Origin of the sequence: Streptomyces violaceorubidus, assembly GCF_000717995.1 — a bacterium.
GTDB lineage: Bacteria > Actinomycetota > Actinomycetes > Streptomycetales > Streptomycetaceae > Streptomyces > Streptomyces violaceorubidus.
In genome coordinates this window covers 99,798-120,238 of record NZ_JODM01000004.1, presented here as the reverse complement: position 1 = coordinate 120,238, position 20,441 = coordinate 99,798, and the positions used below count along the sequence as shown (strand labels likewise).

The 20,441-nt window shown below is 71.1% G+C and carries 17 protein-coding genes and 1 pseudogene; 10 read left to right on the top strand and 8 right to left on the bottom strand.

From position 1 onward, the window contains the following. Position 1: 1 nt before the first annotated feature. Positions 2-982 carry an alpha-ketoacid dehydrogenase subunit beta gene (locus tag IE94_RS0108715; protein WP_037922182.1) on the top strand — a complete coding sequence of 327 codons (981 nt, stop codon included), beginning with the start codon at positions 2-4 and terminating at the stop codon, positions 980-982. A gap of 11 nt (positions 983-993) precedes the next feature. Beyond that, entirely contained in the window at positions 994-2,439 is a 1,446-nt protein-coding gene (locus IE94_RS0108710) for a dihydrolipoamide acetyltransferase family protein (protein ID WP_030180640.1), read from the top strand. A gap of 81 nt (positions 2,440-2,520) precedes the next feature. On the opposite strand, the pseudogene IE94_RS35320 reads toward IE94_RS0108710, so the two are convergent. Further along, positions 2,521-3,495, bottom strand: a pseudogene (locus IE94_RS35320) (BRO-N domain-containing protein); the annotation flags it as partial. A gap of 262 nt (positions 3,496-3,757) precedes the next feature. Then, positions 3,758-4,690: a D-alanyl-D-alanine carboxypeptidase family protein gene (locus IE94_RS0108700; RefSeq protein WP_030180638.1), complete on the bottom strand. Its 933-nt coding sequence runs from the start codon at positions 4,688-4,690 to the stop codon at positions 3,758-3,760. A 210-nt stretch (positions 4,691-4,900) separates the two neighbouring features. On the opposite strand from IE94_RS0108700, the gene IE94_RS0108695 reads away from it, so the two are divergent. Together IE94_RS0108695 and IE94_RS0108690 are read left to right on the top strand one after the other, a co-directional pair. Next, positions 4,901-5,551: a GntR family transcriptional regulator gene (locus IE94_RS0108695; RefSeq protein ID WP_030180636.1), complete on the top strand. Its 651-nt coding sequence runs from the start codon at positions 4,901-4,903 to the stop codon at positions 5,549-5,551. Continuing rightward, positions 5,548-6,858: an MFS transporter gene (locus IE94_RS0108690; RefSeq protein ID WP_030180634.1), complete on the top strand. Its 1,311-nt coding sequence runs from the start codon at positions 5,548-5,550 to the stop codon at positions 6,856-6,858. The genes IE94_RS0108695 and IE94_RS0108690 overlap by 4 nt, the downstream gene beginning before the upstream one ends. 118 nt (positions 6,859-6,976) lie before the next feature. Here the strand turns inward: IE94_RS0108690 and IE94_RS0108685 are convergent, their stop codons facing one another. Continuing rightward, positions 6,977-7,801, bottom strand: coding sequence for a maleylpyruvate isomerase family mycothiol-dependent enzyme (locus IE94_RS0108685; RefSeq protein ID WP_030180633.1), 825 nt, complete (start codon positions 7,799-7,801; stop codon positions 6,977-6,979). A gap of 181 nt (positions 7,802-7,982) precedes the next feature. Here IE94_RS0108685 and IE94_RS0108680 point away from each other — a divergent pair, with 181 nt between their 5' ends. Both IE94_RS0108680 and IE94_RS0108675 read left to right on the top strand, forming a co-directional pair. Continuing rightward, positions 7,983-8,777, top strand: coding sequence for a carbon-nitrogen family hydrolase (locus IE94_RS0108680; RefSeq protein ID WP_030180631.1), 795 nt, complete (start codon positions 7,983-7,985; stop codon positions 8,775-8,777). A 113-nt stretch (positions 8,778-8,890) separates the two neighbouring features. Further along, on the top strand, positions 8,891-9,349 hold the full coding sequence (locus IE94_RS0108675) for a DUF2867 domain-containing protein (RefSeq protein ID WP_030180628.1): 459 nt from the start codon (positions 8,891-8,893) through the stop codon (positions 9,347-9,349). A 22-nt stretch (positions 9,350-9,371) separates the two neighbouring features. On the opposite strand, the gene IE94_RS0108670 is transcribed toward IE94_RS0108675, so the two are convergent. The 4 genes from IE94_RS0108670 to IE94_RS0108655 all read right to left on the bottom strand — a co-directional run bounded on the left by IE94_RS0108670 (position 9,372) and on the right by IE94_RS0108655 (position 13,535). Next, positions 9,372-9,866 (bottom strand): LURP-one-related/scramblase family protein, encoded by a 495-nt coding sequence (locus tag IE94_RS0108670; protein WP_030180626.1) that lies wholly within the window; start codon positions 9,864-9,866, stop codon positions 9,372-9,374. A gap of 82 nt (positions 9,867-9,948) precedes the next feature. Beyond that, positions 9,949-10,197 carry a DUF6458 family protein gene (locus tag IE94_RS0108665; RefSeq protein ID WP_030180623.1) on the bottom strand — a complete coding sequence of 83 codons (249 nt, stop codon included), beginning with the start codon at positions 10,195-10,197 and terminating at the stop codon, positions 9,949-9,951. Positions 10,198-10,311: 114 nt separating this feature from the next. Continuing rightward, positions 10,312-11,610: a M18 family aminopeptidase gene (locus tag IE94_RS0108660; protein ID WP_030180621.1), complete on the bottom strand. Its 1,299-nt coding sequence runs from the start codon at positions 11,608-11,610 to the stop codon at positions 10,312-10,314. 98 nt (positions 11,611-11,708) lie between these two features. Then, positions 11,709-13,535 carry an acyl-CoA dehydrogenase gene (locus IE94_RS0108655; protein ID WP_030180619.1) on the bottom strand — a complete coding sequence of 609 codons (1,827 nt, stop codon included), beginning with the start codon at positions 13,533-13,535 and terminating at the stop codon, positions 11,709-11,711. Between the two features lie 149 nt (positions 13,536-13,684). Between IE94_RS0108655 and IE94_RS0108650 the strand changes: the two genes are divergently transcribed. The 3 genes from IE94_RS0108650 (at position 13,685) to IE94_RS0108640 (ending at position 16,408) form a co-directional block, all read left to right on the top strand. Next, positions 13,685-14,152 (top strand): SseB family protein, encoded by a 468-nt coding sequence (locus IE94_RS0108650; RefSeq protein WP_030180614.1) that lies wholly within the window; start codon positions 13,685-13,687, stop codon positions 14,150-14,152. A 115-nt stretch (positions 14,153-14,267) separates the two neighbouring features. After that, a complete protein-coding gene (locus tag IE94_RS0108645) occupies positions 14,268-15,245 on the top strand; it encodes a pirin family protein (protein WP_030180612.1) in 978 nt (325 codons plus the stop codon). 65 nt (positions 15,246-15,310) lie between these two features. Then, positions 15,311-16,408: an AI-2E family transporter gene (locus IE94_RS0108640; RefSeq protein WP_030180610.1), complete on the top strand. Its 1,098-nt coding sequence runs from the start codon at positions 15,311-15,313 to the stop codon at positions 16,406-16,408. Here IE94_RS0108640 and IE94_RS0108635 read toward each other — a convergent pair. Further along, positions 16,327-18,504, bottom strand: coding sequence for an ATP-binding SpoIIE family protein phosphatase (locus tag IE94_RS0108635; protein WP_030180608.1), 2,178 nt, complete (start codon positions 18,502-18,504; stop codon positions 16,327-16,329). The genes IE94_RS0108640 and IE94_RS0108635 overlap by 82 nt on opposite strands. Positions 18,505-18,677: 173 nt before the next feature. Here IE94_RS0108635 and aspS point away from each other — a divergent pair, with 173 nt between their 5' ends. Continuing rightward, a complete protein-coding gene (gene aspS / locus IE94_RS0108630; RefSeq protein ID WP_030180606.1) occupies positions 18,678-20,441 on the top strand; it encodes an aspartate--tRNA ligase in 1,764 nt (587 codons plus the stop codon).

Here is a 20,441-nt window from a genome sequence, read left to right as displayed (position 1 = left end):
CATGGCAGCGGAGAAGATGGCGCTGGCGAAGGCGATCAACGAGTCGCTGCGCCGCGCACTGGAGTCGGACCCCAAGGTCCTGATCATGGGCGAGGACGTCGGCAAGCTCGGCGGTGTCTTCCGGGTCACCGACGGCCTGCAGAAGGACTTCGGCGAGGACCGGGTCATCGACACCCCGCTGGCCGAGTCCGGCATCGTCGGCACCGCCATCGGCCTGGCCCTGCGCGGGTACCGCCCGGTGGTGGAGATCCAGTTCGACGGTTTCGTGTTCCCGGCCTACGACCAGATCGTCACCCAGCTCGCGAAGATGCACGCGCGCTCGCTGGGCAAGGTCAAGATGCCGGTCGTCATCCGCATCCCCTACGGCGGCGGCATCGGCGCGGTCGAGCACCACTCCGAGTCCCCCGAGGCCCTGTTCGCGCATGTGGCGGGCCTGAAGGTGGTCAGCCCCTCCAACGCGGCGGACGCGTACTGGATGATGCAGCAGGCCATCCAGAGCGACGACCCGGTGATCTACTTCGAGCCCAAGCGCCGCTACTGGGACAAGGCCGAGGTCGACAGGGAGGCCATCCCCGGCCCGCTGCACACCGCGCGGGTGGTGCGCGAGGGCACCGACCTCACGCTGGCCGCCTACGGCCCGATGGTGAAGCTCTGCCAGGAGGTCGCCGACGCGGCGGCCGAGGAGGGCCGCTCCCTGGAGGTCGTCGACCTGCGCTCGATCTCGCCGGTCGACTTCGACACGGTCCAGGCCTCGGTGGAGAAGACCCGCCGCCTGATCGTGGTCCACGAGGCGCCGGTGTTCCTCGGCTCGGGCGCGGAGATCGCGGCCCGGATCACGGAGCGCTGCTTCTACCACCTGGAGGCCCCGGTGCTCAGGGTCGGCGGCTACCACGCCCCGTACCCGCCGGCCCGCCTGGAGGAGGAGTACCTGCCCGACCTGGACCGGGTGCTGGATGCCGTCGACCGCTCGCTGGCGTACTGAGGGAGGGGAGCGTGACGACGATGACGGACAGCTCCGTACGTGAGTTCAAGATGCCCGACGTGGGCGAGGGACTCACCGAGGCAGAGATCCTCAAGTGGTACGTGCAGCCCGGTGACACGGTCACCGACGGCCAGGTGGTGTGCGAGGTCGAGACGGCCAAGGCCGCGGTCGAACTGCCCATCCCCTACGACGGTGTGGTCCGCGAGCTGCACTTCCCCGAGGGCACCACGGTCGACGTGGGGACGTCGATCATCGCGGTGGCCGTCGGGGACGGCGCGGCGGCGGTCGCGGAGCCGGTGCAGGAGGCCGTGGCGGAGACCGTGGCGGAGGAGCCCAAGCCGGAGGGCCGCCAGCCGGTCCTGGTCGGCTACGGGGTCTCCACCTCCGCGACCAGGCGCCGCCCCCGCAAGGGGGCGGAAGCCCCGGCCGCCGCTCAGACGCCGTCGGCGGCGATCCAGGCCGAGCTGAACGGCCACGGACACGCGGCACCGGCGTCCGCGGCACCGGCGCCCGCGGCACCGGCCGCGCCGGTCACCGGCGACCGGCCGCTGGCCAAGCCCCCCGTGCGCAAACTCGCCAAGGACCTCGGCGTCGACCTGGCGACCGTGGTCCCCTCCGGCCCGGACGGCATCATCACCCGCGAGGACGTGCACGCGGCGGTGTCGGCGACCACCCCGGCCGCGCAGCCGGAGGCGGCTCCCGCGGCCGTCGCGCCCGCCCCGTCCCCGACGGCGGCCCCGGCGTCGTACGACGGGACGCGGGAGACGCGTGTCCCGGTCAAGGGCGTGCGCAAGGCGACGGCGGCGGCGATGGTCGGTTCGGCGTTCACGGCGCCGCACGTGACCGAGTTCGTGACGGTCGACGTGACGCGCACGATGAAGCTGGTCGAGGAGCTGAAGCAGGACAAGGAGTACGCGGGCCTGCGGGTGAACCCGCTCCTCCTGATCGCCAAGGCCCTCCTCGTCGCGATCAGGCGCAACCCGGACATCAACGCGTCCTGGGACGAGGCGGCCCAGGAGATCGTGGTCAAGCACTACGTCAACCTGGGCATCGCCGCCGCCACCCCGCGCGGCCTGATCGTCCCGAACATCAAGGACGCCCACGCCCAGACGCTGCCGCAGCTGGCGGGGGCGCTGGGCGAGCTGGTGTCGACGGCCAGGGAGGGCAAGACCTCCCCGGCCGCCATGCAGGGCGGCACGGTGACCATCACCAACGTCGGCGTCTTCGGCGTCGACACCGGCACACCGATCCTCAACCCGGGCGAGTCCGCGATCCTCGCCGTCGGCGCGATCAAGCTCCAGCCCTGGGTCCACAAGGGCAAGGTGAAGCCGCGTCAGGTGACCACCCTGGCCCTGAGCTTCGACCACCGCCTGGTCGACGGCGAGCTGGGCTCCAAGGTCCTCGCCGACGTGGCGGCGGTCCTGGAGCAGCCGAAGCGGTTGATCAGCTGGGCATGAGAGCCGAGAACCGACTAGGTTCATGACGGGAGGGGCGCCGCAAGTTGGTGTTGCGACGCCCCTCCTGCTGTTCTGGCCTGAGCCCTGGTGCAGCACGTACACCGGGGCCCCGTCCTCGGCCCCGCCCCGCGAGCGGATGCAGGCGTGGGTGCGCAGCAGCCGGAGACATTCGTTGACCCTGCGCACGGAGAGCCCCGTACGGGCGGCGATGGACTCCAGGGGCTCCCGCAGCTCGCCCTGCTCGACGAGCACGGGTGCGATCACCTGGGCGACCGTCCACACGTCCTCGGTCACGGACAACCGCTGCCGCCAGTCGGCCAGCACGGACTCCGTGGTGCGTACCGGCGCGAGACGGCCGAGGGGCGCCCGCTGGTGGAGGACGAGGGTGTCGAACCGGTCCGCGATGCGTTCCAGTGCGTGCACCATCGCCTGCTGCACGGCGAGGGTCGCCTGCTGGGTGGCGAGGGTGGCCTGCTGGGTGGAGAGCATCTCCCTTTGCAACGCGATGGACGTACGTTGGCCTTCGGCCAGCGCCTCGTCCAGTTTGAGGTTGTGCGCCTCCAGCCGGACGATCGCCTCGGCGACCTGGTCCGGCATGGCGTAGGCGACGGGGGCGCCCGGTTCGAGGGGCTGCACCTCGGCCTCGTCCAGCGAGTACGACCCCTCGCGCTGCACGGTCTCGATGACTTCGGCGACCCACTGCTTGAAGGGGGCGCAGGCCGGTTTGGTGCAGGCGTTGACGAGGAGGATGAGACCTTGCAGAGAGATCACGTGCAAGTCTCGACGCCACCCCCTGCCTGCGGGAACGCCGAGACCGTAACGTCCAGTTACAGTCTCGAGCAATTCTCGGTGCTCATCGGGAACGTGATCTGTGAGGGCCTTTCGAGAGTTGCTGTGTCCGAGTTCCTTGCACACGTCCACCGCCGGAAACCAGTGGCTTCCGTCCGGCATGGTCAGTCGGCGCACCCGGGCGCCGGTGGCCGCGTAGACGAAGTCGCCGGCGTCGATCGCCTCGTGGCGCGTGCCGGGGTTCTGCCGCTTGCTGGGTTCGTTCATGGGAACCACCTCCGTCGCGGAACGTAGGGCGGAGGTATGGGCATATGCCAGCGGGCCCGCGAATGTTCACGACTGCGAGCGAAGATGATCGAAAGCCCTGGCGGAGGCCGACGAGTGCGTGTACGAGACCGGGCGAGGCCGCGGACACCGTCCCGCTGATGCGGGCGCGCCCGGCGGCGCGGGCCCCAGTGGGTCGAAGGGCCCGTCGCGTCGGCGACGGGCCCTTCTCGGTGGTGAGGTGTCCGGTGTGCGGGCGGCAGGTCTACTTCGCGAAGGCGTAGTTCATGAGCTTCGTGGCGTCCTTGGCGCGCTGCGTGGTCGACGAGGACGCCAGCACCGTGCCGATGACGGTCTTGCCCTTCCGGGTCGCGGCGAAGACCAGGCAGTACTTGGCCTCCGGGCCCGACCCGGTCTTCACGCCGATCGCGCCGCTGTAACTTCCCAGCAGCGTGTTGGTGTTGGTCCAGGGCGCCATCGTGCGGGTGCCGCCCTTCTTGGTCGTCGTCTTCGCCGTGTACTTCTTGGTCTTCACGACGGTGCGGAAGGTGGAGTTCTTCATCGCGTTGCTCGCGAGTTTCGTGAGGTCGCGCGGGGTGGAGTAGTTCTTGCCGTTGCCGATGCCGTCGAACGAGTCGAAGTGCGTGTTCTTCAGGCCGAGGCTCTTGGCGGTCGCGTTCATCTTGCCGATGAACGACTTCACCCGGGCCGCCCGCGTCTTGCCCGAGCCGAACTTGTCGGCCAGCGCGTACGCGGCGTCGCAGCCGGACGGCAGCATCAGCCCGTACAGCAGCTGGCGGACCGTCACCTTGTCGCCGACGATCAGGCGGGCGGAGGAGGCGTTCTTCGACACGATGTAGTCGCTGTACGCCATCTGGATCGTGACCTTGGCGTCCAGGTTCAGCTTCGGCTGGGAGAGCACGACCTTGGCGGTCATGATCTTGGTCGTGGAGCCGGTGGAGCGCTTGGTGTCGGCGGCCTTGGTGTAGAGGGTCCTGCCGGTCGCGTTGTTCATCACGAAGCCGCCCTTGGCGACGATCGAGGGCGCGGCGGCGGCCTGCACGGGTGCCGCGAGGGCGCGCTCGGGTGCGGCGGCCTGGGCGGGTGCGGCGGCGAGGGCTCCGGTGGCGAGGACCGCGCCGCCGGTCAGGGCGACGGCGAGGGCTCGACGCAGGCGGACGCCCGAAATGGTGTTCATTGAGTTGATTACCCCGATTGTGGTTAATTCCCCATGGTCGCGGCCGAGTTGTGCTCGACGCAGAGGTGGCCGCGTCAGTGCGACACCCGACGGGGGTGAAAGGTTGCGCGGTGGGGTGGGGGAAATCGCCCCGTTCCCTCCGGGGGTGGGCGGCCGTCCGGATGCTGGAACGGATCCCTCTTGCGCCCCTGTTGTATCTATCCTGTCGGCATGACCACGGCAGTGAAGCAACCCCCCGCGGCGGACCGCGTCTACACCCACGTCAAGCAGGGCGTCCTGGAGCGTCGTTACGAGGGCGGGACACTGCTCACCGAGGGCGAGCTGGCCGAGGCCGTGGGCGTCTCCCGCACCCCGGTGCGCGAGGCGCTGCTGCGGCTGGAGTCCGAAGGGCTGATCCGGCTCTACCCCAAGAAGGGCGCACTGGTCCTGCCCGTCTCCGCCCAGGAGATCGCGGACGTGGTCGAGACCCGGCTGCTGGTCGAGGAGCACGCCGCCAGGAAGGCCGTACCCGCCCCGCCGGGGCTCGTGGAGCGGCTGGAGGAACTGCTCGCCCGGCAGCGGGAGCAGGCCGCCGCCGGTGACTTCGCCGCCGCCTCCGTCACCGACCGCTGCTTCCACGCCGAGATCGTCCGCAGCGGCGGCAACGAGATCCTCTCCCGCCTCTACGACCAGCTCCGCGACCGCCAGTTGCGCATGGGCGTCGCCGTCATGCACTCCCACCCCGACCGGATCGCCAAGACCCTCGCCGAGCACGCGGAACTCCTCGACGCGCTGCGCTCCGGCGACGCGGAGGCGGCCGTCGCCGTGGTGGGCCGGCACGTGGGGTGGTTCTCGCACCTGGCGCGGGGGGAGGTCCGATGAGTACGGCCACCTCGGCCGGCAAGGTCCTGCCCGGTGATCCCCCGGGCGGCCGCCGTGCGATCGCCGTGTGGGGCATCGGCGTCTCCGTCTACTTCGTCGCCGTCATCTTCCGGACCTCCCTCGGGGTCGCCGGCCTGGACGCCGCCGACCGCTTCCACGTCAACGCCTCCGCGCTGTCCACCTTCTCGATCCTCCAGCTGCTGGTCTACGCCGGCATGCAGATACCCGTCGGCCTGCTGGTGGACCGGCTCGGCACCAAGAAGGTGCTGGGCATCGGCGTCGTGCTGTTCACGGCCGGGCAGCTGGGCTTCGCCTTCTCCCCGTCGTACGGCATGGCGCTGGCCTCGCGGGCGCTGCTGGGATGCGGGGACGCGATGACGTTCATCAGCGTGCTGCGGCTGGGCACCCGCTGGTTCCCCGCCCGGCGCGGGCCCATGGTCGCCCAGCTGGCCGGCCTGGCCGGCATGGCGGGCAACCTGGTGTCCACCCTGGTGCTGGCCCGGCTGCTGCACGGCATCGGCTGGACCGCGGCGTTCGCGGGCAGTGCGCTGGCCGGTGTCGTCGTCTTCGTCCTGTTGCTGCTCTTCCTCAAGGACCACCCCGAGGGCCACGAGCCGGAGCCGCTGCCGCACCAGGGGGCCGCGTACGTGCGGCGGCAGATCGCGCTGTCCTGGCGGGAGCCGGGGACGCGGCTCGGGCTGTGGGTGCACTTCACCACCCAGTTCCCGGCGATGGTGTTCCTGCTGCTGTGGGGGTTGCCGTTCCTGGTCGAGGCGCAGGGGCTGTCCCGGGCCACGGCCGGCACGCTGCTCACCCTCGTGGTCCTGTCCAACATGGCCGTCGGTCTGGTCTACGGCCAGGTCATCGCCCGGCACCACGCGGCGCGGCTGCCGCTGGCGCTCGGCACGGTGGGCGCGACGGCCACCTTGTGGGCGGTGACGCTGGCCTACCCGGCCGAGCACGCGCCGATGTGGCTGCTCGTGGTGCTGTGCGCGGTGCTGGGTGCGTGCGGACCGGCGTCGATGATCGGCTTCGACTTCGCGCGGCCGGCGAATCCGCCCGAGCGGCAGGGGACGGCGTCCGGGATCACGAACATGGGGGGCTTCATGGCGTCGATGACCACGCTGTTCGCGGTGGGGGTGCTGCTGGACGCGACGGGGGACGACTACGGGGTCGCGTTCTCGTCCGTGTTCGTGTTGCAGGCGGTCGGGGTCACGCAGATTCTCAGGTTGCGCAAGCGGGCCGTGCTGCGGGAGCGGGAGCGGTTGGTCGCCAGCCGGGTCGAGACGGTGCACGTGCCGGTGTAGGCACCCGGCGTGGGTGCGGGCCGGTCCGGGGGCTGCCGCCCCCGGACTCCCGCGTCGGTCCGATCGGCCTCGTCCTCGGTCTCCCCCGCAGAAGGGCACCCCCGACGGGCCGGAGGACTCACTGCGTGACGGCGAAGTGGCGCAGGATCGCCGCCGCCAGGTCCGGGTCGCCCTCCGTCTTGATGCGGTCCTGCGCCGCCTGGGGAGTCACCCGGCCGCAGGCCAGGCGGACGTATGTCTCCCAGTCGAGGGTGAGGGTGGCGGCCGGGCCGAGGGCCGGGGACGACTCGAGGGTGCCGCGGCCCTGGATGTCGACGCGGATGGTGCGCAGGAACTCGACCGGTCCGTGCACGTCGAAGACGACGGCCGAGCTGCGCGGCGCGTCCGCCCGCTCGGCGACGACGGCGGGCAGCTCGCCGAGCAGCACGTCCCGCGCGACGTGCGCGCCGGGGGAGTCGAGGTTGCCGGGGCGGCCGAGGGCCGTGCGCAGGTCCTGCTCGTGCGCCCACACGTCGAAGGCGTGCCGGCGCATCGCCTCCTCCAGGGTCAGCTCGGTGCCGAGCGGGCCGCGCACCTTGGTGCCGGGGTCCCGCGACTCGTTGCGCAGCTGGCGGTTGCGCCGGATGACCATGTACTCCAGCTCGGAGGTCATCTCCGGCGCCGTGTGGTGGCGGCGGACGTCGACCTGCATCTCCATGTAGCGCTGGTGGTCGTTGGTGACGTGGTAGAGGTCGCGCGGCAGGGTGTGGATGGGGCGGGGGTCGCCGAGCATCTCGGAGTCCAGGCCCATGACGTGCGAGACGACGTCGCGCACCGACCAGCCCGGGCAGGGGGTCCGGCGGTTCCACTCTGCCTCCACAAGCGGCTGGACCAGCTCGGATATCGCCTCGATGGAGTGAGTCCAGGCGTCGGCGTAGGGCTGGAGGGTGGGATGCAGACTCACGGAACGGGACCCCTCGGCGGTCGGTACACGGGCGGTTGGCGGCAGCGGTGCCAGTGGCGGCGGCGGCAGTCGGCGGGCGTCTTGGGAGGCTAAGTTACGCTGCTGTGCGACACCCCGGCAGTGCTTTCGTGTGACGATCGTAGGCCCGTGTGGACGGCTCGAATGCCAGGACGGTGGTAGTGTGCGCGCCTCTTTGATCCAAATCGCCGTGAACGAGGACGAAACGGTCGAAGCGCGTCGCGTGAGGGCGGCGGCTCTGGTACGGGAGCAGGCGGGCGCCGATCTCGTCGTGCTGCCGGAGCTGTGGACCACGGGCGCGTTCGCCTACGAGGAGTTCGACGCGGCGGCCGAGCCGCTGCGCGGACCGACGTACGAGGCGATGGCGAAGGCGGCGGGTGACGCGGGCGTGTGGCTGCACGCGGGGTCGGTCCCCGAGCGCGACCCCGACGGACGGATCTACAACACCTCTCTCCTCTTCTCCCCCGCCGGAGACCTGGCCGCCTCCTACCGGAAGATCCACCGCTTCGGCTTCGACAAGGGCGAGGCCGTGCTGATGGGCGCGGGACGCGAGCCGGTGACGGTCCGGCTGCCGGAGACCACCCTCGGCGTGGCGACCTGCTACGACCTGCGCTTCCCCGAGCTCTTCCGCTCCCTCGTCGACGCCGGGGCCGAGATCCTCGTCGTCCCGGCCGGCTGGCCGGAGCGCCGCCGGTCCCACTGGACGCTCCTGGCGCAGGCGCGGGCCGTGGAGAACCAGGCGTTCGTCCTCGCCTGCGGGACGGCGGGTACGCACGCCGGAGTTCCGCAGGCCGGTCACTCGATCGTGGTGGATCCCTGGGGCGAGGTGCTCGCGGAGGCCGGCGCGGACGAGGAGGTCCTCACGGTGGAGTTCGCCCCGGAGCGGGTGGCGCGGACCCGGGAGCAGTTCCCGGCCCTGAAGGACCGGGTGCTGGGTCTGGACCCCCCGCGCGGCTGACCGCGCCGGGCGAGCCGTGCGGGCCGGGCGAGCCGTGCGGGCCGGGCGCAGTGGGTGAAGAGGGAGTGACACGGCGTGTTTGACGCCCTGCCGTGTCGCCCACAATGACGGGTATGGCACGCACCACCAACTCCGCGATCCGCCGCGTCCGGGTGGAGCCCGCCGGTGCCCACTTCGCGTCGGCGTTCGTGCTTCCGCTCGCCGGCCTGCCCCGCCGGACGGCCGAGGAGTGGGCCCGGGTCACCTTCGAGGACACTCCGGCGCCGCTGCGCACCCTGCTCCGGGCGGGCTGGTCGGTCGTGCTGGGGCTGCGCCTGGGTCCGAGGGCCTCTCGACGGCACGTGATCGGCTGGCGCACGGTGGAGTCCGGGCCGGACCGGATCGCCGTGGAGGCCCGCGCCCCGTCGCTGACCGCCCGCAACGTCGTGACCGTCGACGACGCGCGGCTGGTCTGGGCGACGTACGTGAACTTCGAGGGGCCGACCGGCCGGGTGCGCTGGTCGCTGGCCGCGCCGGTGCACCACCTGGTCGTCCCCCTGCTCCTCGGCCGTGCCGTCCGCCGCACGGCGTGAGGCGCCGCCGGGCCGCCCGTCCTCAGTCGTCCTCCCGCTCCTTCTCCGCGAGGTGGATCACGCACACCGTCAGGGCGATCAGCAGCGCCGGGTCCGCGTCGTCCCGGACGACGTCGACGCCGTAGGTGTCCCGGAGGGTGAGCCAGCGCCGGGAGGCGACGGCCAGCAGTTCGCCGTCGTACTCGATGGCGAACTCTCGGTCGAGGATCTTGCCGCTGACGTCCAGTTCGGTGCCGTCGGCCAGGGCGACCCGGTAGTGGTTGCGGAGCAGGGACAGCCGTTTGCGCCGGATGCGTGCCAGGGGCTCGCCGGCCCGTTCGATCACCATCGTGTCGCGCAGGGCGAACATCTTCTGGTGGATGTCGATGAGCACGCGCCCCTGGGCGTCCTTCAGCTCCCAGGTGTCCCGCAGCCGCATGGCCTTGCCGTCGACGAGGAAGACCTTGTTGCCGTGGTCGTCCTCGATCCAGTAGTCGTCGCCGATGCCGAGGAGCCGGTCGTACACGAGGAATCTCATGCTCCCACCGCTTCCCCGCCGGCCGCCCCGGGACGCGGCCGGTAGGCCGACAGGCTGACTGCCGGGAGTACGCGCGGCCGGCTCAGGCGCCGTAACCGTTGTGGTAGCCGTCCTGCGTGGGGTGGGGCCGGTCCTCGACGACCGGGGTCGACGGCGGCACCACGACACGGCGGCGCCGGGCGATGCTGCTGAACGTGGCGACGCCGATCAGGCCGACGACCATGAAGATCACGCCGACCAGGTCCAGGTTGACGCCCTGCATGTCCCAGTCGGTCGCGAACGTGAGGATGGCTCCCACGGCGATGAGGATGATGCACCCGCCGAGGCCCATGAGTGTTGCCTCCCTGTCAGAGCCGGTCGGTTCCGGGATTCCGGTCGATCCGGTTCCGTTCGGGTACCCCGGGCCCCAACCCTCATGCCGTGGGGCGGTGTTCCGCGCTCCGGTCTACGGCTGGAGGAACGCCACCAGCGCGTTGGCCAGCAGGTGCGGGTCGTCGGCGCCGCACAACTCCCGGGCGCTGTGCATCGACAGGATGGCCACGCCGATGTCGACGGTGCTGATGCCGTGCCGGGCCGCCGTGATCGGGCCGATGGTCGTGCCGCACGGCATGGAGTTGTTGGAGACGAAGGTCTGGAAGGGGACGTCCGCCTTCTCGCACGCGGCGGCGAACACCGCGCGGCCCGAACCGTCGGTGGCGTAGCGGTTGTTGACGTTGACCTTGAGGATCGGGCCGCCGTTGACGCGCGGGTGGTGCGTCGGGTCGTGCCGTTCCGCGTAGTTGGGGTGGACGGCGTGGCCCGTGTCGGAGGACAGGCAGACGGTGCCGGCGAAGGCGCGCGCCCGGTCCTCGTAGGAGCCGCCGCGCGCGAACACCGAGCGTTCCAGCACGCTGCCGAGCAGCGGTCCGTCGGCGCCGGTGTCCGACTGGGAGCCGGTCTCCTCGTGGTCGAAGGCGGCCAGCACGGGGATGTACGGCAGGTCGCCGCCCGAGGTGGCGACCGCGGCCAGGGCGGCCGTCCCGGCGTGCACGGACAGCAGGTTGTCCATCCGCGGACCCGCCACCAGCTCCTTGTCGCGGCCCAGGTAGGCCGGGGGCTCCACCGAGTGCGTCATCAGGTCCCAGCCGGTGACCTCGCCGCGGGCGAGCCCCGCCTCGTCCTCCAGGAAGGCGATCAGGTCGCCGTCGCGGACGGTGTCGCCCAGGCCCCACACGGGCTGGAGGTGGCGCTGCTTGTCGAGCTTGAGTCCGTCCGTGGAGACGGCGCGGTCCATGTGGATGGCGAGCTGCGGGACGCGCAGCAGCGGGCGGGCGACGTCGACCAGGCGCGTCGAGCCGTCGCGCAGCGAGAGGCGGCCGGCCAGGCCCAGGTCGCGGTCCAGCCAGGAGTTCATCAGCGGGCCGCCGTAGATCTCCACGGCGACCTGGCGCCAGCCGTGCGCCCCGGTGTCCGGGCGGGGCTTGACGCGCAGGTTGGGGGAGTCGGTGTGGGCGCCGACGACGCGGAAGGGGGTGTGCGCCGCGGCGCCCTCCGGCACGTACCAGGCGACGATCGCGCCGCCGCGCAGCACGTACTTGCCGCCGCTGGTCCCCTCCCAGGCGTCGGTCTCCGCGACCTGGCGGAAACCGGCCTTCTCCAGCCGCTCGGCGGCACTCGCCACGGCGTGGTACGGCGTCGGGCTCGCCGACAGGAAGGTCATCAGGTCGTCGGTGTGGCCGCGGTCGAAGCGGGAGGGTGCGCTCATGGGGTTCACCTTAACGACGTGCGAGGGCCCGCCTCCCGTCCGGCGGGAGCGGGCCCTCGTGGGGTTGTGCGGAACGGGACCGGGGTGCCGGACCCGTCCTAGAACGCGGCCTCGTCCAGCTCCATCAGGTCCAGCTCGACGCCCTGGGCGACCTTGCGGGCCAGGGTGAGGCCGGGCAGGACGTTGGCCGCGAAGAACTTCGCCGCGGCGATCTTGCCGGTGTAGAAGGCCTGGTCCTTGGCGGACGCGGTGGGCAGCTTCTCGGCGGCGACGGCGGCGCCCTTGAGGAGCAGGTAGCCGACGATCACGTCGCCGGAGGCCAGCAGCAGGCGGGTGGTGTTGAGGCCCACCTTGTAGATGTTCTTGACGTCCTGCTCGGTGGCCGCGAGGTCGGTGAGCATCAGGCCGACGATGGCCTCCAGCTCGACGGCGGCCTTGGCCAGGTGCTCGCGGGCGCCGGACAGCTCCTCGCCGCCGGTGCCGAGGGCGAGGAACTTCTTGATGTCCTCGGCGACCGAGTTCAGCGCGGCGCCCTGGTTGCGGACGATCTTCCGGAAGAAGTAGTCCTGGCCCTGGATCGCCGTGGTGCCCTCGTACAGGGTGTCGATCTTGGCGTCCCGGATGTACTGCTCGATCGGGTACTCCTGGAGGAACCCGGAGCCGCCGAAGGTCTGCAGGGACTGGGCGAGCTGCTCGTAGGCCTTCTCCGAGCCGTAGCCCTTGACGATCGGCAGCAGCAGGTCGTTGAGGGCGTGCTCGGCCGAGGCGTCCTCGCCGTTCGCCTCCTTGACCTGGATCTCGTCCTGGACGGAGGCGGTGTACATGACGAGGGCGCGCATGCCCTCGGCGTACGCCTTCTGCGTCATCAGGGAGCGGCGCACGTCCGGGTGGTGCGTGATGGTGACCTTGGGGGCCGACTTGTCCATGAAGTTGGCCAGGTCCGGGCCCTGGACGCGCTCCTTGGCGTACTCCAGGGCGTTGAGGTAGCCCGTGGAGAGGGTGGAGATCGCCTTCGTGCCGACCATCATGCGGGCGAACTCGATGATCCGGAACATCTGGCGGATGCCGTCGTGCTTGTCGCCGATCAGCCAGCCCTTGGCGGGGTGGCGGTCGCCGAAGGTCATCTCGCAGGTGTTGGAGGCCTTCAGGCCCATCTTGTGCTCGACGTTGGTGGCGTAGACGCCGTTGCGCTCGCCCAGCTCGCCGGTCTCGAAGTCGAACTCGTACTTCGGGACGAGGAAGAGCGACAGGCCCTTGGTGCCGGGGCCGGCGCCCTCGGGGCGGGCGAGGACGTAGTGGAGGATGTTCTCCGACATGTCGTGCTCGCCGGACGTGATGAAGCGCTTGACGCCCTCGATGTGCCAGGAGCCGTCCTCCTGCTCGACGGCCTTGGTGCGGCCGGCGCCCACGTCCGAACCGGCGTCCGGCTCGGTGAGGACCATGGTGGAGCCCCACTGCTTCTCGACGGCGATCGAGGCGATGTGCTTCTGGACCTCGTTGCCCTCCTCGAAGAGGATGCCGGCGAACGCCGGGCCGGAGGAGTACATCCACACGGCCGGGTTGGCACCGAGGATCAGCTCCGCGTAGGCCCAGATCAGGGAGCGGGGCGAGGTGGTGCCGCCGATCTCCTCGGGCAGGCCGAGCCGCCAGTACTCGGAGTCCATGAAGGCCTGGTAGCTCTTCCTGAAGGACGCCGGGACCGGCGCGGTGTTGGTCTCGGGGTCGAACACCGGCGGGTTGCGGTCGGCGTCGGCGAAGGACTCGGCCAGCTCGTTCTCGGAGAGGCGGGTCAGCTCCTCCAGCACGCTCTTGGCGGTGTCGGTGTCCATCTCCGCGAACGGGCCGCTGCCGTAGACCTTGTCGCGGCCGAGCACCTCGAAGAGGTTGAACTCGATGTCCCGGAGATTCGGCTTGTAGTGCCCCATGGCGACGGCTCCGTTGAGAGATCGGCGAGGCACTCGCTCCTCGCATCCGTACACGTACCAACTAGTAGCTCCGATGATGCTACCCGTCGGTAATAAGAAGCAACCCCGGGCCGCCCATCTGTGACTCGTTACTCGTTACTCTGTGCTGCATGTACGGCTACGACCAGACCGCGGGCCAACAGCAGCAGCAGTACGCCCCGCCGCAGCAGCCGATGGGCGGCGGGTACGGGCAGCAGCCGCCGCTGTACCCCGAGCCGTCCCCGCCCTCGCTCGCGGACGCGGTGCGCGCCTTCACCACCGGCCAGATGTCCGCCGAGGACTTCCAGCAGATCTTCGCGACCTCGAAGGTCTACTGCCCCCGCGGCGACAACCCCGGCTTCCTCGCGCTGCACAACACCCAGCAGCCGGTCATCCCGATGTTCACCGGTCTGAAGGAGCTGCGCCGGTACGCGGGCAAGGAGTCGAAGTACTTCGTGATCACCGGCGCGGAGGTGATCGATCTGCTGCCGACCGGCTACGGCTTCGTCCTGGACATGGAGGGCGAGCACCGGATGGTGTTCGACGCGAAGGCCGTCGAACAGATGGTCGATTTCGCCATGCGCCGCATGTACGGCTGATCGGTCGCCGCTGCCGCGAGCCCGGAGGGAATGCCCTCCGGGCTTTCTCGGTTGGGGGTGGCAAGAAGTTCAACGCTCAACTAAAGTGGGACGCACATCGCCCGAGGAGGTCGACATGCCTGCCGTGACCGTCGAGAACCCGCTGACGCTGCCCCGCGTATCCGCGTCCGCCGACGCCGTCGCACGTCCCGTGCTCACCGTCACGACCGCGCCCAGCGGTTTCGAGGGTGAGGGCTTCCCGGTGCGCCGCGCGTTCGCCGGGATCAACTACCGCCACCTGGATCCGTTCATCATGATGGATCAGATGGGTGAGGTGGACTATCAGCCTGGGGAGCCGAAAGGCACCCCGTGGCACCCGCACCGCGGCTTCGAGACCGTCACGTACATCATTGACGGGATCTTCGACCACCAGGACTCGCAGGGTGGTGGCGGCACCATCACAAACGGCGACACCCAGTGGATGACGGCGGGCGCGGGCCTGCTGCACATCGAGGCCCCGCCGGAGCACCTCGTGATGTCCGGCGGTCTCTTCCACGGCCTCCAGCTGTGGGTGAACCTGCCGGCCAAGGACAAGATGATGCCTCCGCGCTACCAGGACATCCGCGGCGGCAACGTCCAGCTGCTGACCACGCCCGACGGCGGCGCGCTGCTGCGCGTGATCGCCGGTGAGCTGGACGGGCACGCTGGTCCCGGCATCACGCACACGCCGATCACGATGATCCACGCGACGGTGGCGCCGGGTGCGGAGGTCACGCTGCCGTGGCGGGAGGACTTCAACGGGCTGGCGTACGTGCTGGCGGGCAAGGGCTCGGTCGGTGCCGAGCGCCGTCCGATCCAGCTGGGCCAGACTGCGGTCTTCGGCGCCGGCGGTTCGTTGACCGTCCGCGCGGACGAGAAGCAGGACTCGCACACCCCCGACCTGGAGGTCGTGCTGCTCGGCGGCCGGCCGATCCGGGAGCCGATGGCCCACTACGGCCCGTTCGTGATGAACACCAAGGACGAGCTGATGCAGGCCTTCGAGGACTTCCAGAAGGGCCGTCTCGGCACCGTCCCGGCGGTGCACGGCATGTCGGGCGAGGGCCCCGGAGCCTGACAGCGCGTCACCCGGGCGGGCCGTCCGCGCAGGACAGCCCGCCCGCCGCGTGATCGGGTGGAGGCGTGCAGCTGCTCCCCGGTCCGGTCCGCCGGTTCGCCGCCTGGTGCGCCGTCGTCCTGCTCGCCAGCGGTGTCGTCTACGTCGCGATCCGGCTCTGCGTCGAGTTCCGCACCGCGGTGGCGCCGGCGCTGCTCGCGCTGCTCGGCACCGCGCTGCTCCGACCGCTGCACGCGCGGCTGGTGAAGGCGCATGTGCAGCGTTCGCTGGCCGCCGGGCTGACCTGTGCGGCCGTGCTGGCCGTGGTCGGCGGGGCCGTGTACATCGTGGTCTCCGCCCTCGTGGAGACCGGCGACCAGATCGTCGCCTCGTTGCGGCACGCGGCCAAGGGCGTCGCCGACCACTTCGGCGCCGCCGGGACCTCGCTGGACGACATCGCCTCCAACGCGCGTGAGCTGCTGGGCAAGTTCGGCGGTACGGCCGCCTCGGGCGTGGTGACCGGGATCAGCGTGGTCGGCGAGATGCTGGCCATGGCCGTGCTCGCCCTGCTGCTCGTCTTCTTCTTCCTGCGCGACTCTGACCGGGCCGTCGCCACGGTGCGCGCCCTCGCCCCGCCCGGCTCCGCCGACACGGTCGAGGCCATGGCGCGGCGGGCCTTCGAGGCCGTCGAGGGCTTCATGCGGGGCACGACCCTGATCGCGCTGATCGACGCGCTCTGCATCACCGTCGGACTGCTCGTCCTGCGCGTCCCCGGCGCGGTCGGGCTCGGGGCGCTGGTCTTCGTCGGCGCCTACATCCCGTATCTCGGCGCGTTCATCTCCGGTGCCGTGGCGGTGCTGGTGGCGCTGGCCGACCGGGGGTTCGTCATCGCGCTGTGGACCCTGGGCGTGGTGCTGGCCGTGCAGGTGCTGGAGGGGCATGTGCTCCAGCCGGTGATCCAGAGCCGGACGGTGCAGATGCACCCGGCGGTCGTGCTGCTGGCGCTCACCGCGGGGGCGTCGGTGGCGGGCATCCTGGGGCTGCTCCTCGCCGTGCCGCTGACCGCAGCGGCGTTCGGAGTCGTGCACGAGTTCCAGGGACGCTACGGGGCTTCGACCACCTCGGGGCCGGACTCCGGACCGGCCGCGGGGCCGGGGGCGTCGTCCGGGCCGGGGGACTCGTAGAGCTCGTACCAGATGCTCTTGCCCTCGCCGCGCGGGGCGACGCCCCAGGCGTCCGCGAGCAGTTCGACCAGCATCAGCCCGCGTCCGGAGGACGCCATCTCCCCGGGCCTGCGCTTGTGCGGGAGGTCGTCGCCGTTGTCGGTGACCTCCACCCGGATCCGCCGCTCGCCCGGCTCCCCCGCGACCTCGGCGACGAGCAGGGCGTCGGTGTCGGTGTGGACCAGGACGTTCGTCAGCATCTCGGAGAGCAGCAGGACCGCCGCGTCCCGCTGGTCCTCGACCGGCCAGTCGTGCAGCAGGTCGCGCAGGTGCTGCCGGGCGGTGGCGATCCTGGCGGGCTCGGACTGGGCGATGGACAGCATCGTGCGGCGCACCGGCGCCCGGGTCGCGGTGGATTCGCCGCAGCCGCAGCCCGCGCCCTGCCGGCACAGCAGCACCAGCGCGATGTCGTCCTCCCGGCGGTCGGCGAGGGGGCCGGTGGTGTGGTGCGAGGAGGGGCCGTGCACGGCCTGGACCAGTGAGTCGGCCAGTTCCTCCAGGCCACCGGTGTGCTCCTCCAGGATCACGCGCAGCCGGTGCCAGCCGCTCTGGAGGTCGTGGCCGCCGGTCTCGACCAGGCCGTCCGTGCACAGCATCAGGGTGTCCCCGGGCTCCAGGGCCAGCCGGGTGATCGGGTAGTCGGAGTCCGGGTCGATCCCCAGCGGCAGCCCGCCCGCGGTGGCGAGGATCAGCGCCGTCCCGTCCGCCATGCGCACCACCGGGTCCAGATGGCCCGCGCGGGCGCTGTCCACGGTGCCGGTGGCGGGGTCGACCTCGGCGTAGTAGCAGGTCGCGAAGCGCAGGTCGCCCGGGTCGTCCTCGGCCGCGGCGAGACCGTGGAAGAAGTGGGAGGCGCGGGCGAGCACCGCGTCGGGACGGTGGCCCTCGGAGGCGTAGGCGCGCAGGGCGATGCGCAGCTGGCCCATCAGTCCGGCCGCGCGCACGTCGTGTCCCTGGACGTCGCCGATCACCAGGGCGAAGCGGCCCCCGGGCAGCGGGATCATGTCGTACCAGTCGCCGCCGACCTGGAGGCCGCCGCCGGTGGGGACGTAGCGGGCGGCGAGGGCCATGCCGGGGATCTCCGGGCCGAGCATGGGCAGCATCGAGCGTTGCAGCCCCTCGGCCAGCTCGCGCTGGTTCTCCGCGGCACCGGCCCGGGACAGGGCCTGGGCGAGCATCCGCGCCACCGTGGTCAGCACGGAGCGCTCGTCCGGCGTGAAGGCCACCGGGTACGCGAAGGCGGCCATCCAGGCGCCCATCGTCCGGCCCGCGACGGTCAGCGGCAGATAGGCCCAGGAACGCCGGCCGAAACGCTCGGCCAGCGACCACGTCATGGGATAGCGCGACCGGTACTGCTGCGGTGAGGAGAGGTAGACCGCGCGGCCGGTGCGGACCACCTCCGCCGCCGGGTAGGCCGTCTCCAGGGACATGTCCACGAACGGGTTGGCCTCGTTCGCCGGCTGTCCGTGGTGGCCGATGACGGTGAGGCGGTCGCCGGAGACCCCGAAGACCGCGAGGCCGTCCGGGGAGAAGCCCGGCATCGACAGTCCGGCCGCCACCCGCAGCACCTCCTCGGTGGAGCGTGCCTCGGCCAGCGCCCGGCCCGCGTCCAGCAGGAAGGCCTCCCGCGAGCGGCGCCACTCGCCGGTGACCGCACTGCGCCCGGCGGGGGTGCCCGGCCGCGGTTCGGCGACCTCCTGGAGGGTGCCGATCAGGTCGTACGCCTTGCGTTCGGGGTCGAAGGAGGGCCTGGAGCGGCTGCGTACGACCCGGACGACATGGCCGTGCTCGTCCATGATCCGGATGCGGACCTCGGCGAGGGTGCCCTCGGCGACGGCGAGCTGGACCACGCCGGTGATCTCGTTCCAGTCCACCGGGTGCAGCCGGGCCCTCACCTGCGCCTCCCTGAGGCACGCCCGTTCCGGGGGCAGCCCGAGCAGGCGGGCGGCCTCCGCGTCCACCTCGACCTGACCCGTGGCGGTGTCCCAGTGCCACAGTCCGGTCGCGAGGGAGGCGAGGACGTCCCCCACCTCGGGCAGGGGCTCACCAGTGCGCATTGCCCCACTTTAAGAAGAGGTGAGCGGACGCTGCCACCGCTCGCCGGGCCGTCGGAGCGGGCCCTTCGCGGGTCCAGGGGGAGGAAGGCAGCCGTTGCTGCCCGGTACGCTGGGGTTGTTTCACGTGAAACGCGAAACGCCATCCCCGATCCGCGAAGGCTGGATGAACGACGATGCATCGGTACAGGTCCCACACCTGCGGCGAGCTCCGCTCCTCTGACGTCGGCACCGACGTCCGGCTGAGTGGCTGGCTGCACAATCGGCGCGACCTGGGCGGCATCCTCTTCATCGATCTGCGCGATCACTACGGCATCACGCAGCTCGTCGCCCGTCCGGGCACCGAGGCGTACGAGGCGCTGGACAAGCTGACCAAGGAATCGACCGTTCGGGTCGACGGCCGGGTCGTCTCCCGCGGCGCCGAGAACATCAACCCCGACCTGCCCACCGGTGAGGTCGAGGTCGAGGTGGGCGAGGTCGAGCTGCTCGGCGCCGCCCAGCCGCTGCCCTTCACCATCAACACCGAGGACGGGGTCAACGAGGAGCGGCGGCTGGAGTACCGCTTCCTGGACCTGCGCCGTGAGCGCATGCACCGCAACATCTTGCTGCGCACCTCGGTCATCGCCTCGATCCGCAGCAAGATGGTCGCCCTCGGCTTCAACGAGATGGCGACGCCCATCCTCACCGCCACCTCCCCCGAGGGCGCGCGGGACTTCGTGGTCCCCTCCCGCCTGCACGCGGGCCGCTTCTACGCCCTGCCCCAGGCGCCGCAGCAGTTCAAGCAGCTGCTGATGATCTCGGGCTTCGACCGGTACTTCCAGATCGCGCCCTGCTTCCGCGACGAGGACGCCCGCGCCGACCGTTCGCCGGGCGAGTTCTACCAGCTCGACGTCGAGATGAGCTTCGTCGAGCAGGAGGACGTCTTCCGCCCGATCGAGCAGCTCATGACCGAGCTGTTCGAGGAGTTCGGCAACGGCCGCCACGTGACCTCGCCGTTCCCGCGGATCCCGTTCCGCGAGGCGATGCTGAAGTACGGCTCCGACAAGCCCGACCTGCGCGCCCAGCTGGAGCTGGTCGACCTCACCGACGTCTTCGAGGGCTCGGAGTTCAAGGCCTTCGCCGGAAAGCACGTGCGCGCGCTGCCCGTCCCGGACGTCTCCGCGCAGCCGCGCAAGTTCTTCGACCAGCTCGGCGACTACGCCGTCTCGCAGGGCGCCAAGGGCCTGGCCTGGGTCCGCGTCGGCGAGGACGGCAAGCTGTCCGGCCCGATCGCGAAGTTCCTCACCGAGGAGAACGTCGCGGAGCTGACCAAGCGGCTCTCGCTCGCCCCCGGCCACGCGGTGTTCTTCGGCGCGGGCGAGTTCGACGAGGTCTCCAAGATCATGGGCGCGGTCCGCGTCGAGGCCGCCAAGCGTGCCGGCCACTTCGAGGAGAACGTCTTCCGCTTCTGCTGGATCGTCGACTTCCCGATGTACGAGAAGGACGAGGAGACGGGGAAGATCGACTTCTCCCACAACCCCTTCTCGATGCCCCAGGGCGGCATGGAGGCCCTCCAGTCCCAGGACCCGCTGGACATCCTGGCCTGGCAGTACGACATCGTCTGCAACGGCGTCGAGCTGTCCTCCGGCGCGATCCGGAACCACGAGCCGGAGATCATGCTCAAGGCCTTCGAGATCGCGGGCTACGACGCGGAGACCGTGGAGCGCGAGTTCGCCGGCATGCTGCGTGCCTTCCGCTTCGGCGCCCCGCCGCACGGCGGCATCGCCCCCGGCGTCGACCGCATCGTCATGCTGCTGGCCGACGAGCCCAACATCCGCGAGACCATCGCCTTCCCGCTCAACGGCAACGCCCAGGACCTGATGATGGGCGCCCCGACCGAGCTGGACGAGTCCCGGCTGAGGGAGCTGCACCTGACGGTGCGCAAGCCGCAGCCGAAGTAG

Coding starts and splice junctions, on each gene's coding strand:
- IE94_RS0108670 (WP_030180626.1), bottom strand. CDS start 9,866: ATGAGATTCCTCGTGTACGACCGGCTCCTCGGCATCGGCGACGACTAC.
- IE94_RS0108645 (WP_030180612.1), top strand. CDS start 14,268: ATGCCTGCCGTGACCGTCGAGAACCCGCTGACGCTGCCCCGCGTATCC.
- IE94_RS0108655 (WP_030180619.1), bottom strand. CDS start 13,535: ATGGGGCACTACAAGCCGAATCTCCGGGACATCGAGTTCAACCTCTTC.
- aspS (WP_030180606.1), top strand. CDS start 18,678: ATGCATCGGTACAGGTCCCACACCTGCGGCGAGCTCCGCTCCTCTGAC.
- IE94_RS0108695 (WP_030180636.1), top strand. CDS start 4,901: ATGACCACGGCAGTGAAGCAACCCCCCGCGGCGGACCGCGTCTACACC.
- IE94_RS0108675 (WP_030180628.1), top strand. CDS start 8,891: ATGGCACGCACCACCAACTCCGCGATCCGCCGCGTCCGGGTGGAGCCC.
- IE94_RS0108650 (WP_030180614.1), top strand. CDS start 13,685: ATGTACGGCTACGACCAGACCGCGGGCCAACAGCAGCAGCAGTACGCC.
- IE94_RS0108690 (WP_030180634.1), top strand. CDS start 5,548: ATGAGTACGGCCACCTCGGCCGGCAAGGTCCTGCCCGGTGATCCCCCG.
- IE94_RS0108635 (WP_030180608.1), bottom strand. CDS start 18,504: ATGCGCACTGGTGAGCCCCTGCCCGAGGTGGGGGACGTCCTCGCCTCC.
- IE94_RS0108715 (WP_037922182.1), top strand. CDS start 2: ATGGCAGCGGAGAAGATGGCGCTGGCGAAGGCGATCAACGAGTCGCTG.
- IE94_RS0108660 (WP_030180621.1), bottom strand. CDS start 11,610: ATGAGCGCACCCTCCCGCTTCGACCGCGGCCACACCGACGACCTGATG.
- IE94_RS0108700 (WP_030180638.1), bottom strand. CDS start 4,690: ATGAACACCATTTCGGGCGTCCGCCTGCGTCGAGCCCTCGCCGTCGCC.
- IE94_RS0108665 (WP_030180623.1), bottom strand. CDS start 10,197: ATGGGCCTCGGCGGGTGCATCATCCTCATCGCCGTGGGAGCCATCCTC.